The sequence below is a fragment of the Collinsella sp. CLA-ER-H6 genome (assembly GCF_040092305.1).
GTDB lineage: Bacteria > Actinomycetota > Coriobacteriia > Coriobacteriales > Coriobacteriaceae > Collinsella.
Genome location: NZ_JBBNLS010000023.1, coordinates 25,256 through 38,771, shown reverse-complemented (window position 1 = coordinate 38,771; position 13,516 = coordinate 25,256). Strand labels below are relative to the sequence as shown.

General features: G+C 61.0%; 9 protein-coding genes and 3 tRNA genes. 7 read left to right on the top strand and 5 right to left on the bottom strand.

All coding sequences use genetic code 11. The annotated features are described in order from the left end of the window. Positions 1–445 precede the first annotated feature (445 nt). From rho to AAAX77_RS09295, 3 genes are all read left to right on the top strand, one after another. Complete coding sequence (gene rho, locus AAAX77_RS09305; protein ID WP_349105974.1) at positions 446–2,893, top strand: transcription termination factor Rho; 2,448 nt, start codon at positions 446–448, stop codon at positions 2,891–2,893. Between the two features lie 313 nt (positions 2,894–3,206). Continuing rightward, complete coding sequence (locus tag AAAX77_RS09300) at positions 3,207–4,607, top strand: hypothetical protein (protein WP_349105972.1); 1,401 nt, start codon at positions 3,207–3,209, stop codon at positions 4,605–4,607. 7 nt (positions 4,608–4,614) lie between these two features. Then, positions 4,615–5,064: a VanZ family protein gene (locus tag AAAX77_RS09295; protein WP_006235485.1), complete on the top strand. Its 450-nt coding sequence runs from the start codon at positions 4,615–4,617 to the stop codon at positions 5,062–5,064. Positions 5,065–5,178: 114 nt separating this feature from the next. Here the strand turns inward: AAAX77_RS09295 and AAAX77_RS09290 are convergent, their stop codons facing one another. Continuing rightward, positions 5,179–6,069, bottom strand: a complete 891-nt coding sequence (locus tag AAAX77_RS09290) for an ROK family protein (RefSeq protein WP_349105970.1) — start codon at positions 6,067–6,069, stop codon at positions 5,179–5,181. A 141-nt stretch (positions 6,070–6,210) separates the two neighbouring features. After that, positions 6,211–7,392 (bottom strand): aminotransferase class I/II-fold pyridoxal phosphate-dependent enzyme, encoded by a 1,182-nt coding sequence (locus tag AAAX77_RS09285; RefSeq protein ID WP_006235487.1) that lies wholly within the window; start codon positions 7,390–7,392, stop codon positions 6,211–6,213. A gap of 166 nt (positions 7,393–7,558) precedes the next feature. Between AAAX77_RS09285 and AAAX77_RS09280 the strand changes: the two genes are divergently transcribed. The 3 genes from AAAX77_RS09280 to AAAX77_RS09270 all read left to right on the top strand — a co-directional run bounded on the left by AAAX77_RS09280 (position 7,559) and on the right by AAAX77_RS09270 (position 7,849). Beyond that, positions 7,559–7,635 (top strand) — tRNA-His (locus AAAX77_RS09280). A 22-nt stretch (positions 7,636–7,657) separates the two neighbouring features. Beyond that, positions 7,658–7,733: transfer RNA gene (locus AAAX77_RS09275), tRNA-Lys, on the top strand. A gap of 43 nt (positions 7,734–7,776) precedes the next feature. Then, a tRNA-Lys gene (locus AAAX77_RS09270) sits at positions 7,777–7,849 on the top strand. Between the two features lie 356 nt (positions 7,850–8,205). On the opposite strand, the gene AAAX77_RS09265 is transcribed toward AAAX77_RS09270, so the two are convergent. From AAAX77_RS09265 to AAAX77_RS09255, 3 genes are all read right to left on the bottom strand, one after another. Then, entirely contained in the window at positions 8,206–9,732 is a 1,527-nt protein-coding gene (locus AAAX77_RS09265) for an FAD-binding protein (RefSeq protein ID WP_349105967.1), read from the bottom strand. Between the two features lie 256 nt (positions 9,733–9,988). Then, the gene (locus tag AAAX77_RS09260; RefSeq protein ID WP_006235553.1) at positions 9,989–10,993 is read right to left on the bottom strand and encodes a GGGtGRT protein; all 1,005 of its coding nucleotides are present in this window, start codon (positions 10,991–10,993) and stop codon (positions 9,989–9,991) included. A gap of 18 nt (positions 10,994–11,011) precedes the next feature. Continuing rightward, positions 11,012–11,746, bottom strand: coding sequence for a nitrogen-fixing protein NifU (locus AAAX77_RS09255; RefSeq protein ID WP_006235554.1), 735 nt, complete (start codon positions 11,744–11,746; stop codon positions 11,012–11,014). Positions 11,747–12,149: 403 nt separating this feature from the next. Between AAAX77_RS09255 and AAAX77_RS09250 the strand changes: the two genes are divergently transcribed. Next, positions 12,150–12,962 carry a transposase gene (locus tag AAAX77_RS09250; protein ID WP_349105966.1) on the top strand — a complete coding sequence of 271 codons (813 nt, stop codon included), beginning with the start codon at positions 12,150–12,152 and terminating at the stop codon, positions 12,960–12,962. The last annotated feature ends 554 nt before the right edge of the window (positions 12,963–13,516 follow it).

Here is a 13,516-nt window from a genome sequence, read left to right as displayed (position 1 = left end):
CCGGACATGCCGTCCTCCGATCTCCCGGGGCCGGCCGGTCCGGCCCTCAGGGTATCGGGTTCCCACATTCATCCGCACATGTGCGGATGAATGTGGGAGGTGTTCGGATGAAGTTGATAATCAAGGCTTTTGACTAGTCGTTTAAGAACGTCCTCAATGACTAAGTTGCAGGTGGTTGCGGTTGTGTTACACTAACGCTGCGTATATGACGCAAATATCTCGATACAGATCAATGATGTCCGTCGGTATTTGACGGAGCTAGACTGTTTAGCCGCCCTGAAGGTTTATGCAGGGAGCATGTGATCACAGGGCTTGAAAAGAAAGTTGAGCAAACACTGTGTCTGATCAACAGCAAGAAAACGAAATAACGACGACGCAGGCCGCTCCCGCTGCACCGGTTGCGTCGGACCAGGTCGCGGCGCCCGCGCAAGCCTCGGCTCCTGAGATGCCTACGCCTGCAACGGCTGAGAAGGCCGTTCCTGCAACTGGTGAGGAGGCTGTTCCGGCAAAGCCCAAGCGCACGCGCCGCGCGGCCAAGCCTGTCGCTGACGGCGAGGAGGTCACCAAGCCCAAGCGCCGTGCCACGCGCACGACGCGCGCCAAGCGCACCGTTGCAGCTGACTCCTCGGAGCCGATTTCCGATGAGGTCGCGCAGGCGCGTGCGTTGGCGCAGATTAGCGAGGCTCAGGTGGTGCGCGCCCGCCGTCGTGCTGCCGAGCGCGAGGCCGCGGCTCTGACCGAGCTTGCAGCTCCGTCTGTGCCCGAGACACCTGCCGCCACCGAGACCCCTGTCGCCGACCAGCCGACCGAGAAGCCGGTACCGCGCACACGCCGTCGCACGGCTGCTAAGGCCGAGCAGGTTGCCGATCAGGTAACCCCCGAGCTCACTGAGGCTTCGGTCCGTTCCGCGGCAGGGGAGGGCACATCGCCTGTTGAGCTCGCTGCGCCTGTCGAGGCCAGCGAAGTTCCCGTTGTCGATCCGGCTTTGCGCCCGCACCGTCGCGGTCGCAAGCCCAAGGCCTTCGTCGAGGCAGAGAAGGCCGCAGCCGCAGCTGCAGCCGCTCGGGATGCTGCTGCGGCTGCCGAGTCTGCAACCGCTGCCGATGCACCCGTCCAGGATGCTACGACTTCCGAGGCCGCTCCCGCCGATGTCGAGCTCGCCGATGTCCGTCCTGGTCGCAGCCATCGTACTGCTGCTAAGCGCACGTCCAAGGCCAAGGCTGCCAAGAAGGGTGCGTCCGAGGATTCCGCCGAGACGACCGTCGATGCATCGATTGATGCCGCCGAGCCCCAGGACGTCGAACGGCCTGCGTCCGAGAAGCCCAAGCGCGGTCGTAAGAAGTCCGCTAAGGCCAAGGCGTCCGAGCAGCAGGCTGATGTCGAAGCGCAAGTCGATTCCGGCGCCGAGGGCAATGAAGCCGCTGCGGCCAATGCTGACGCCGCCGCAACCGATGGCGCCGCGCCCGCCGAGGCCGAAGACGGCGCTCGCCCCAACCGTCGCCAGCACAAGCGCAACGACGAGCGCAATGAGCGCAAGGACGAGCGCAACAACGACCGTCGCAACCGCCAGCGCGATCGCAAACAGCGCAACAAGGAGCGCAACGCCGCCCCCACCGAGCCCACGCTTTCGCGTGAGGAGCTCGCTGCCATGAAGGTCGCCGAACTGCGCGAGAAGGCCAAAGAGTTCGAGATCGAGACGACCGGCAAGAAGAAAGCCGAGCTCGTCGAGGAGATCTACGTCACCGCCGCGAAGGCCGAGGGCTTCCGCGACATCAAGGGCATCCTGCAGATTCGTCCGGACAGCTCCGGTATCATCCATGCCCACGGTTACATGAAGTCCAACGACGACGCCTTCGTCCCCGCCTACCTCATCCGCTCCGCGCGTCTGCGCACGGGCGACGTCATCGAGGGCTCGCTTCGTCCTTCGCGCGGCGGCGACAAGCGCGCCGGCCTCGCCAAAATCACGACCGTCAACGGTCTAGACCCCGAGCAGATTCGCAACCGCCCCAAGTTCGGTGACCTCACCCCGGTCTATCCCAACGAGCCGCTGCGCATGGAGCATGGCAAGGACTCCATTACCGGTCGCGCCATCGACATCGTGTCGCCGATCGGCAAGGGTCAGCGTGGCCTGATCGTGTCCCCGCCCAAGGCCGGCAAGACCACAATCCTCAAGAAGATCTGCCAGTCTATCTCGATTAACAACCCCGAGGTGCACCTCATCTGCCTGCTCGTCGACGAGCGCCCCGAAGAGGTTACCGATATGCAGCGTTCCATCAAGGGCGAGGTTGTGGCGTCGACCTTCGATATGCCCGCCGACAACCACACTCGTGTGGCAGAGCTCGTCATCGAGCGCGCCAAGCGCATCGTGGAGCTGGGCGGCGATGTCGTGGTGGTGCTCGACTCCATCACGCGTCTTGCCCGCGCCTACAACTTGGCGGCGCCCGCCTCAGGCCGCATCCTTTCGGGCGGCGTCGATTCGGCGGCCCTGTATCCGCCCAAGCGCTTCCTGGGCGCAGCCCGTAATATCGAGAACGGTGGCTCGCTCACCATCCTGGCCTCTGCCCTCATCGACACCGGTTCCAAGATGGACGAGGTCATCTTTGAGGAGTTCAAGGGCACCGGCAACATGGAGCTTAAGCTCGACCGCGACCTAGCCGATCGCCGCATCTTCCCGGCTATCGACCCCGTTGCCTCCGGTACGCGTAACGAGGACCTGTTGGTCGACGAGCAGATGCGTCCGTTTGTCTTTGGTCTACGTCGCATTCTTGCCGGCATGAACAACACCGAGCGCGCGGCCGCATCGTTTATCAAGGGTCTAAAGGGCACCAACACCAACCAGGAGTTCCTGGTGCGTTCGGCCAAAAAGCACAGCGACTACGAGCAGACGTTCTAGGTTGTAATCCACACGCAGCGTTAATCATCAATGCGATAAAGGGTCGGGGCTTTGAGCCTCGGCCCTTTTCTATATCGCCGCTTCGCACTTATTTTTGACCATAAGACTTGCAAGCAGCAGGTTTCCCGTTTCAATCCGACATCGTCGCTTGCAATCGATAGGGCGGTTTCGCATAATAGCTCTTAAGCTTCGCGACGGAAAACGCAGATGAAACGAACCATATACCGTTGCTTTGGGGCATAGCCCCGCTTCATCTTCTCTCGCGCAGCCAACTGAATGATGCGATTTGGGTGCTGGAAGATGGGGAGAGCTCATGGCTTCTTCTGATGCAACACAACGAGCAGTCCTTGCCGGACTTTCGTGCGGGATCGGCCTTGCCGCTCCCGTGGTTATGTATGCCGCGACGCTGCCGTTTTCGTCGGTGAACGAGACGGTCGTGGCGGGTGCGGTTCCCTTCGCCGTGGGTGCGGTGGCGGGCGTGGGTATCTATGCCGCCTCGCTGGGTATCTCCGAGTACTGTGCGCAGCGTGAAGAGCGTCTGTTCCAGCCCGATGCCATGGGCGGTGCCGCCAATCTCAATCAGCATCAAAGCGAGTTCAAGACCGCCTCGATTCCAGCTCAGCAGCAGGATGCGACTCCTTACGCTGCGGCTTCTGCTTCTCAGGCTCAGGCGGAGCAGTCTACCTCGGCATTCCTTTCCGGCCTGACTGGTGCGTTCCAGCGCCGTCATGCCGACGATGGTGTCCCTACCATCGCTCGAGCCGCAGATGCTATGGACGAGGACGAGGCTTGGTCCATGATCGACAGTATGCTCGACGACGATTCACCGGTGAGCTGCGACCCTGCACACTCGCGCGACGTCTATCAAGTCGCCATCGACGAGCTCACCAACGGCGGGCAGACCGGCTCTTTCAATCGCGACGACATCGCCGCCGCGGCGCGTGCCGTGTCTGGCTCCCAGGCCGCCCCTGCGGGCAGCACGGCGGCTTTCGTGGCACTCGTCGCCAACGCGGCAGCCAATAACGCCTACAGCGCTACCTCGGCGGACGCGAACGCTTCTGCCGACAATTCGTACGTTGATGAAGCCATGGCCGCGGACGAGGAGGCCGTTGCCGCCCGCCGTGCCGCCGAAAGCTCGCTTTGGGGCGCTCCTGCCCAGCAGCAGGCGGCTGAGGCTGCGCCGTACAATGCAAACCTCGCCAGCATGCCTATCATCTCCGGTGCCGCGGACATCGATCTTGATGACCTCGATGAGCCTGCAGCCATCACCGCATCGATTGATGCCCAAGATCGCATCGACACCGGCGACCTTCCGGACGCCTCGCTCGAGGTTGATGTCCCCATGGCCGATTACTCGGGCCACGAGGACATGTGGGCCGCCGCCACCGCGATTCTGGATGAGATTGACGAGCCCGCTCCTGTTGCAGCCCCCGCTCCCGTCGCTGCCCCTCAGCCTGCTGCCCCCGCCTATGTCGGCCGTCACAGCGCTGTGTTCCCCGAGGATACTGCACGTATCTCGCGTGAGAGCATCGAGCGGGCCGAGGCTATTGCCGCCGGCATTATGGAAAACCGTCGTCACGAGCGCGTCAATCAGATCCTCGAGGAGGAGATCGAGCGCCTGCAGTCCTCTACCGCCAAGCGTACGGGCCGTGCCTACCTGAGCGTTATCGAGGGCGGTACCGCCAGCTTCGCGCCGCTCCGCGCGGAGGCATAACTTCTGCATGGTTAAGATAAATCGAAAATGGGCGGTCGTGACCTGCCTGATGGCGCTCTTGATCTGGGGCAATTCGCTGGTTCCCGGCTCGGGGTCGGGCTCGCTGAGCCTAACGGTCATGGAAGCTATCCGCGGTTTCCTGCACGGCGTGGGACTTCCATATGAATGGGTGACCAACTTTGTTGTTCGCAAGTGCGCGCATTTTACCGAGTATATGGTGCTCGGCATCTTGGCAACGCACGCCTTTGATTTTGAGGGCCGGCGCACCTTTGACGTGCTGCTGCCCACGGCGGTGTTCCTGCTGCTGATTCCCTCGATCGACGAGACGATTCAGCTCTTTGTGCCGGGACGCGCCGGCATGATCACCGATGTGATGATCGACTGCTGTGGAGCGGCAACGGGCGTTGTGCTCCGATATCTCTTACGGTCGCTGATGTGCGCCAAAAAGGCCGCCTAGGACGTATTGTTTGGTCCTAGGCGGCCTTTTTTATTTGAGGGCTTATATGAGGCGTGGTGGCGTCGTTCCGTAGGTCGGATTTGCCGGGCGCGCCACGCCCTGTGGGTGCGTCTGCTACTGAAGCGCCTGTGCGCCCAGGGCCAGGCAGCCCATGATGCCCTGCTTGCCCTCGAGGCTGTTGTTGACAATGTAGGTATCGATGTCGTTGACCTCGGGCGTGACGATATAGCCGTTGAGCATCTCGGCGCACTTTTTGCGCGCGAGCGGCACGATGGGGGTGTGGTCGGCCACGCCGCCGCCGATGATGATCTTTTGCGGCGCGTAGCACAGCGTGTAGGTCATGAGCGCCTGTGCCAGATAGCCGGCGAGCAGGTCCATGGCCTCCGGGTCATCGGCCATGTCTCCGGCGCTCTTGCCATCCCAGCGCTTTTTAACGCCGGGACCTGCGATGAGACCCTCGAGGCAATTGTCGTGGAAGGGGCAGGCGCTATGCTCGCCGATGGTGTCGCGCGGGTCGCGCGTGACCAGGATGTGGCCAGCCTCGGGGTGCATCATGCCGTGCACGAGCTGGCCGCCCGAGAGCACGCCGGCGCCCACGCCGGTACCGATGGTCAGGTAGACCACGTCCGTGAGGCCCTGGGCGCAACCAAAGGTGACCTCGCCCAGGCAGGCGACGTTGACGTCGGTATCGTAGCCGCAGGGGATATTGAGCTCGTTTTGGATAGTGCCCAGCAGATCAAAGTAGCGCCATGCCGTCTTGGGCGTCTCCAGGATCTTGCCGTATTGGGGTGAGGCGGGATTGACTGCGGTGGGGCCAAAGGCGCCGATGCCCAGCGCGGCGATGCCCTTGTTCGCAAACCACGCGTTGACGGCCTCGACGGTCTCCTGCGGGGTCGTGGTCGCGATCTGCTCGCGCTCCAGGACCGTACCGTCTGCATAGCCCGTGGCGCAGACCATCTTGGTGCCGCCGGCCTCGAGCGCTCCGATAAGCTGCTGTTCTGCCATAGTATTCCTCTCTCTGGGACGAGTTGCTCCGTGACTAAAGTATAGAGCTCTAAACCATTTAAGAAAGCGCTATAAAAAGAAGCCTCGCAACGCGGCGGGCGGTGCGAGGCTTCTTTGGTTGCTTTAGTCGCCGGGCCGTCCTTACCCGCGCGGCTTGATTTTATCACGTAGCGACTTGAGGTTCTCCAGTGCCGCGTTAAGCGTCTCGTCCCGCTTGGCAAAGTGGAAACGAATCAGATGGTTGACGGGCTCGCGGAAGAAGCTCGAGCCGGGCACGGCGCCCACGCCCACCTTGGATGCGAGGTCCTCGCAGAATTCGAGGTCGCTGTCATAGCCAAACTCAGAGATGTCCATCATGACGTAGTAGGCGCCCTGCGGCACGTTATGCTCAAGACCGATGCTATCGAGCCCCTGGCAGAACAGGTCGCGTTTGGCGGTGTAGAGGTCGAGGACCTCATCGTAATAGCTGTCGTCGAAGTTGAGGGCGGTGACAACGGCTTCCTGCAGGGGAGCGGCGGCACCCACGGTGAGAAAGTCGTGGACCTTCTTGATGCGCTCGGTGATCTGGGCCGGGGCGATGGTGTAGCCCAGACGCCAGCCGGTGATGGAGTACGTCTTAGACAGCGAGCTGCAGCTGATGGTTCGCTCGAACATGCCGGGCAGCGTGGCCATGTAGACGTGCTCATGGGGCGCGTAGACGATGTGCTCGTAGACTTCGTCGGTGATGCAGTACGCGTCGTACTTTTTGCACAGGTCGGCGATAAAGGTGAGCTCTTCGCGCGTAAAGACCTTGCCGCAGGGGTTGGAAGGGTTGCACAGGACGATGGCCTTGGGGTCGTTGTCGCGGAAGGCAGCCTCGAGCGCCTCGCGGTCAAAGTCGAATGTGGGCGGGTTGAGCGGCACATAGATGGGCTCGGCACCCGAGAGAATGGTGTCAGCGCCGTAGTTCTCGTAGAACGGCGAGAAGATGACGACCTTGTCTCCGGGGTTCGTAACCGTCATCATGGCGGCCATCATGGCCTCGGTGGAGCCGCAGGTGACCACGATATTCTGGTTGGGGTCGATCGGCATGCCCATAAAGTGCTCCTGTTTGGCGGCGAGCGCCTCGCGCATGGCCTGGGAGCCCCAGGTAATGGAGTACTGGTGGTAGAGCGGCTTGGGGTCGGCGGCGATGGTGCTCAGGCTGTTGAGCAGCTGCGCCGGAGGATCGAAGTCGGGGAAGCCCTGCGAGAGATTGACGGCATCGTACTTATTGGAGATGCGTGTCATGCGGCGGATGACCGAATCGGTAAATGTTGCCGTGCGGTTGGAGAGTTCTTTCATGCCGGTCCTTTCGAGGATTTGCAGTGGGGCAAGTTTACTCCTATGGAACCGGTGGGAATTGCTCGAAACGCGCTCGAAAAACTCTTTTCAAAATTCTTGAAAATTGGGGCTTGCATCGCGTGGCGTTCCTTGCAATAATAGTCGAGCGCGAAGCGCACAGGACACGGTGGGTGTAGCTCAGTTGGCTAGAGCGACGGGTTGTGGTCCCGTAGGTCGAGGGTTCGAGTCCCTTTACCCACCCCAGTTCTTGCTTCGTGTTGATATCGGGTCGTTAGCTCAGTTGGTAGAGCAGGGGACTCTTAATCCCAAGGTCCAGGGTTCGAACCCCTGACGGCCCACCACACGATATCTCCTCTAAAGTCCGCCATAACGGACTTTAGCTTTGGGTCGTTAGCTCAGTTGGTAGAGCAGGGGACTCTTAATCCCAAGGTCCAGGGTTCGACCCCCTGACGGCCCACCCAAAGCATGTTAAAGCGACTGGCTTAGGCTGGTTGCTTTTTTGTTGACCTCGCATGGGGTCGGACCCGAAAGGGCGCGGAGCTGAGGAAACGCGTAAGCGTTTGCCGGCGCAGCGCGCAAGGCGCAAAGCGCCGCAGCGGCCGCCTGCACAGCAGGCTGATCCCCTGACGGCCCACCCAAAGATTGTTAAAGCGACTGGCTCAGGCTGGTCGCTTTTTTGTTGACCTCGCACGGGGTCGAACCCGTCGGGGCGCGGAGCTGAGTAATCTGCACCGTGTTTCCCTTAGGGGAATCATGCTTACGGGGCTCGATGCATGTTGAGAAGTTGTGATCAAGCTTAAAGTGAGAATCGATTTAGTCCGCTCGAAAGTGTGAACCTAGGCTTTCAGTTCGCTTGCGCATGGCTTTGACCATTTCCTGTGCTAGTCGAATCTGCGATTGCAGGCGGGCGAGGGCAGCGATTTCGCTGTCGTTGGCATGTGGCTTATTTAGAGCCGTGGCTTCGTCTTGCAGGCTTTCAAGCTGTTGCAGGGCCTCGGATAGGCCTGTTTCGGCCCTGTTGATCATGCAATAGGTGCTCATCGTGTGCCTAAGGCCGTGTGTCAGGCGTTCGGCATCTGTTGTGGCAATGCCGTACTGGGGGAGGGTGATATCCGCCTTCAGGGCTGCCTCAGGCTCCTTCTGCGCTGCAAGGGCTGCCGATGCGCCCGCGATGCGCCCGAACACGATGCCGTTGGCACTTGATAAGCCACCAATGCGGTCGGCTCCGTGCATGCCGCCTGTCGCCTCGCCGCAAGCGTAGAGGCCCTCAACGCCCGTGTACGCGGTCTTATCGATCTTGATGCCGCCGTTAGCGGCGTGGGCATACATCGCAACGCGCATCTCGTCAGTCGGGGCGATGCCGTGCTCGTCTTGCAGCCAGGTGGCAAAGGTCTGCACAAACTCTGGGACATCCTCGCGGCGGAAGTCGTAGCGGAGCGCCAGGCCTTCGGCGCCTGCCTGATCGATGGCAAGATCGATAGCGCGGGAGGCCAAGCGTGACGTGAAAGGACCATATCCAGAGCGCTGCTCGAGCAGGTCGTCCAGCTTGTCGTCGGCAATATCTGCCGGCTGGTCTACATGTACGTAGCGCCAGGTTTTCTCGTTGAAGACCAGGTTGCGCTTGGGCTCGATGAAGCCGGGCATCATCTGCATGAACTCTATATTAGTAAGCGATGCGCCGTGCGCGAGTGCGATGGCCTGCGAGGAGCTGAGCACATCGGCCGACGTAAGGCTGCGCTCAAACAGGCCGCCTGTGCCACCGGCTGCGATGATCGTGGCCTTGGCAGCAAAGGGCACGATTCGATTTTCGGTGAGGTCGTAGAGCACGGTTCCGGTTATTCTGCCGTTCGTGTCCTCAACAAGGTCGATAAGCTCATGGCGGGGGAGCAGGCGAATGCCGAGCGACTCGATCCAGGTCGTCAGAGCGTCCTCAAGGGGCTTGCGGGTGAGGCCGCGCCACATGCGCGTCTTGTGGTCAAAGCAGGGGATAAATTGCTTTTGTTGAGCACTCTTGGCGCTTTGCGGACGCTGGAGCTCAACGCCCAGGTCTTGCTCGAGCCAGTCAATCGCTTGGGGAATGCCGTGGACGAACGCTTGGACGAGTTCGGGGTCGGCAACGCCGCCGCCGACGGCCAGGATGGTGTCGATGAGGTCCTGCTCGTCGTCTTCGTTAACGGGTCCGATAAGCCCTAGGCCCCAGGTTCCGGGGAAGAAGCTCGATCCACTCATAGTCTTGCCGGCGCTTGCCACAGTGACGGTTGCACCCGTGCGTGCCGCTTCGATGGCGGCGCAAAGGCCCGCAATGCCAGATCCAATTACCAGTACATCAGTCGATTCCATCGGATTCCTTTCTCGTCCGGCGCATTGTCGCACGGGTGATCGGCAATGGGGCCGCAAAAACTCGGCAAATCGGTAAAGGGCAAATATGGCAGGTGGGCGTCATGGACGCTCTGACGCTCCATCTCATCACATCTTGTATTTCGCCCCAACTGATATATCGGCATTAGCTACCCTGCGACAGCGCAAACAAAAAGAGCCGCTACCCGGGTGGGTAGCGGCTCCAAAGCTCAGCTATATGAGCATCGCGCGGGCGCGATTAGGCCTTGAGGGCCTCTTCGACGGCGACAGCGCAGGCGACGGTGGCACCGACCATGGGGTTGTTGCCCATGCCGATGAGACCCATCATGTCGACGTGCGCAGGCACGGAGGAAGAACCGGCGAACTGGGCGTCGGAGTGCATGCGGCCCATGGTGTCGGTCATGCCGTAAGAGGCAGGGCCGGCGCCCATGTTGTCCGGGTGCAGGGTACGGCCAGTGCCGCCACCAGAAGCGACGGAGAAGTACTTCTTGCCAGCCTCGAGGCGCTCCTTCTTGTAGGTGCCAGCGACGGGGTGCTGGAAGCGCGTGGGGTTGGTGGAGTTACCGGTGATCGAGATGTCGACGTTCTCGTGCCACATGATGGCAACGCCCTCGCGGACGTCGTCGGCGCCGTAGCAGTTGACGGCGGCGCGGGGACCATCGGAGTAGGGGATGGTCTCGACGACCTTGAGCTCGCCCGTGAAGTAGTCGAACTGGGTCTTCACGTAGGTGAAGCCGTTGATGCGGGCGATGATCTGAGCAGCGTCCTTGCCCAGACCGTTGAGGATGACGCGCAGCGGCTTCTTGCGAGCCTTGTTGGCGTTCAGAGCCAGGCCGATAGCACCCTCAGCGGCAGCGAAGGACTCGTGACCGGCCAGGAAGGCGAAGCACTCGGTGTCGTCGGAGAGCAGCATAGCGCCCAGGTTGCCGTGGCCCAGACCGACCTTGCGGTCCTCGGCGACGGAGCCGGGAACGGTGAAGGCCTGGATGCCCTCGCCGATGATGGCGGCAGCCTCAGAAGCGGACTTGGCGCCACGCTTGACAGCGAGAGCGCAACCGAGGGTGTAGGCCCACTCGGCGTTCTGGAAGGCGATGGACTGGGTGTTGTTGACGATCTCACGCGGGTTGAAGCCCTTGTCGGTGCAGATCTGCAGAGCTTCCTCGAGGGAGGCGATGCCGTTGTCGGCGAGGCACTTGTTGATCTTGTCAGCGCGGCGCTCGTAACCTTCGAACGTAACAGTCATAGTTATTTCCCTCCCTTTCTACTCGTGAACCGGGAACACGCTGGCGACGGAGTGAGTCTCCTCGTCGGTGCGCGGGTCGATGTACTTGGCAGCGTTCTCCCACTGACCATAGTGGCCCATAGCGCCAGCGATGGCCTCCTCGGGGGTCTTGCCGGCCTTGACGGCGTCGGTGAACTTGCCGAGGTTCAGGAACTCGAATGCGATGATCTCGTTCTTGTCGTTGAGAGCCATGCGGGTGACGTAGCCCTGAGCGAGCTCGAGGTAACGGGCGCCCTTGGCCTTGGTGCCGAACATGGTGCCGACCTGAGAGCGAAGGCCCTTGCCGAGGTCGTCGAGGGAGGCGCCCACGGGCAGGCCGCCCTCGGAGAACGCGGTCTGGCTGCGGCCGTAAACGATCTGCAGGAAGATCTCGCGCATAGCAACGTTGATGGCGTCGCAGACGAGGTCGGTGTTGAGGGCCTCGAGGATGGTCTTACCGGGAAGGATCTCGGAAGCCATGGCGGCAGAGTGGGTCATGCCCGAGCAGCCGATGGTCTCAACGAGGGCCTCCTCGATGATGCCGTCCTTGACGTTCAGCGTGAGCTTGCAGGCGCCCTGCTGAGGTGCGCACCAACCCACACCGTGCGTAAGACCGGAGATGTCGGAAATCTCCTTAGCCTGGACCCACTTGCCCTCCTCGGGGATGGGTGCGGGGCCGTGGTATGCACCCTTGGCAACGGGGCACATGTTCTCCACTTCCTGTGAGTACTGCATGCCTCTCCTCTCTATCGTGTTGGCGTCCCGTCTGGGGGTCGTGGCTGGCGATTGCCGGGCGACCCTTCGAAAGGGACATGACATGCAGCCCCTATAATACCGCGAAATGCACGGAATATTCGGCGAACGGCTCAGTTTTCGTAGCGAGAAGTCCTGAAGTTTTAATTGAAACGGTTTAACTCTATGTTCTGTGGTCGTGAGCTTCCGTAGAGGGGGTCCGTCTTGGGCAAGCTTTTGGTCGGCTCTTGTAAGCGTTGCAGGGGTTGACCTGTTGCAACGGTGCCGTTCGCCGCCTGTTTGCTGCCTTTGGCCGCGCGAGTGTATTGTTTTGCGTGAATGTTTTGATGGCGCGCTTCAATCGTGCTGTATTGGATGGTAAGCAGATCCCGGCGAAGGGAGCGCCATGCAGCGCGTTTGGAGAACGGTTACCGGCTTTTACCATGTCTGTGCTCGCGGTGTGGGCAAACAGCTCATCTTTGAGGGCGATGAAGACCGGTGGGAGTTTTTGGAGCTGATGCGCGAGTGCTGCCGCGAGGAGGGCGTGACGGTTATCGCCTGGTGCCTTATGGGCACTCACGTGCATTTGGTGCTTGCAGATTACGAAGACAGGATGAGCGCGGCGATGCACCGGTTGCTTTTGACGTACGCGCGGCGGTTCAATAAACGCACGGGGCGCACAGGGCATCTGTTCCAGAACCGTTTTGACCGGCGCTCGCTCGATACCGATTGGCAGGTGATGGAGGCTATTCGCTCCGTACACGCCGATCCGCAGGAGGCGGGCGTTAGCCTAATAGAGCGTTATCCCTGGAGTAGCCTTGCGGAGCATTTGTGCGCTTACGACGGTGACGCGGCCGATGTCGCGAGGGGATTTTCTGATCCTTCTTGCGTGCTTGAGCTTTTTGGTTCTGCCGAGGGCTTTATTGCCTATTCGCTTTCGGCGCCCGACGGCAGTGAGCCAGCGCTGTGCGATATGAAAGAGACGGAGTGGGAACGCCACGCCTTTGCCGACAAGATGGCGAAGGAGCTCGGGGTTCCGCTTCGTGGGGTTAAAGTCGCACCGCCGGCGCAGCGCGATACCGTTATTTTTGGATTGCACGATGCCGGTTTTACGGTGCGCCAGATTGAGCGGTATACCGGGATTGGCAAAAGTACCGTCTCTCGTATCGTGCGCGCCCGCGCGCGAACGGCGATGCGGGCTGGCGGAAACGTGATGTAAGGTCGCCTGTTCACCGCAGCTGGGGTCGTCCATACGCCGCAACCAGCGTTCAAAAGCTTGGTACGGTAACTGCACTTCTTAATATGCATAGAACAATCGTCATCTTGCATAAAATAACAGCTCAGTCCGGGTTTGCCCGTGCCTACCCCCGTCTGCGCCGTGCAAAAAACGGAGTTTTCAGCATCGTGGTGCTGTCGGCACTGCCACAATCTTGCAACATACGGGCCCCTAAGCTATTGATCCCTGCCGTTGCACCCCCGGAGTATGTGTCTGCGTCCCGTCAGACCGCGATGTCTGGTCTAAAACACAATATTTATGCGCCTGGAGACGTTGATTAACGCTTCCGATGCGTATATACACACAGCTTGGCGTGCTGAATACTCGCAAAAATGCACGCCGCATCCTATGGGACCCTTCTGCGGCAGGCGCGAAGCGAGTCGGAGCTTCGCAGAACGGGGCTTGGCGCATTGCTTGGCGGGCCCGGGGCCCTGCCGCAGGCCTTTGGTGCTGTGGAAAACGCCCGTGCTCGCGTCTGGCTGTGTGGCAAATGTCAG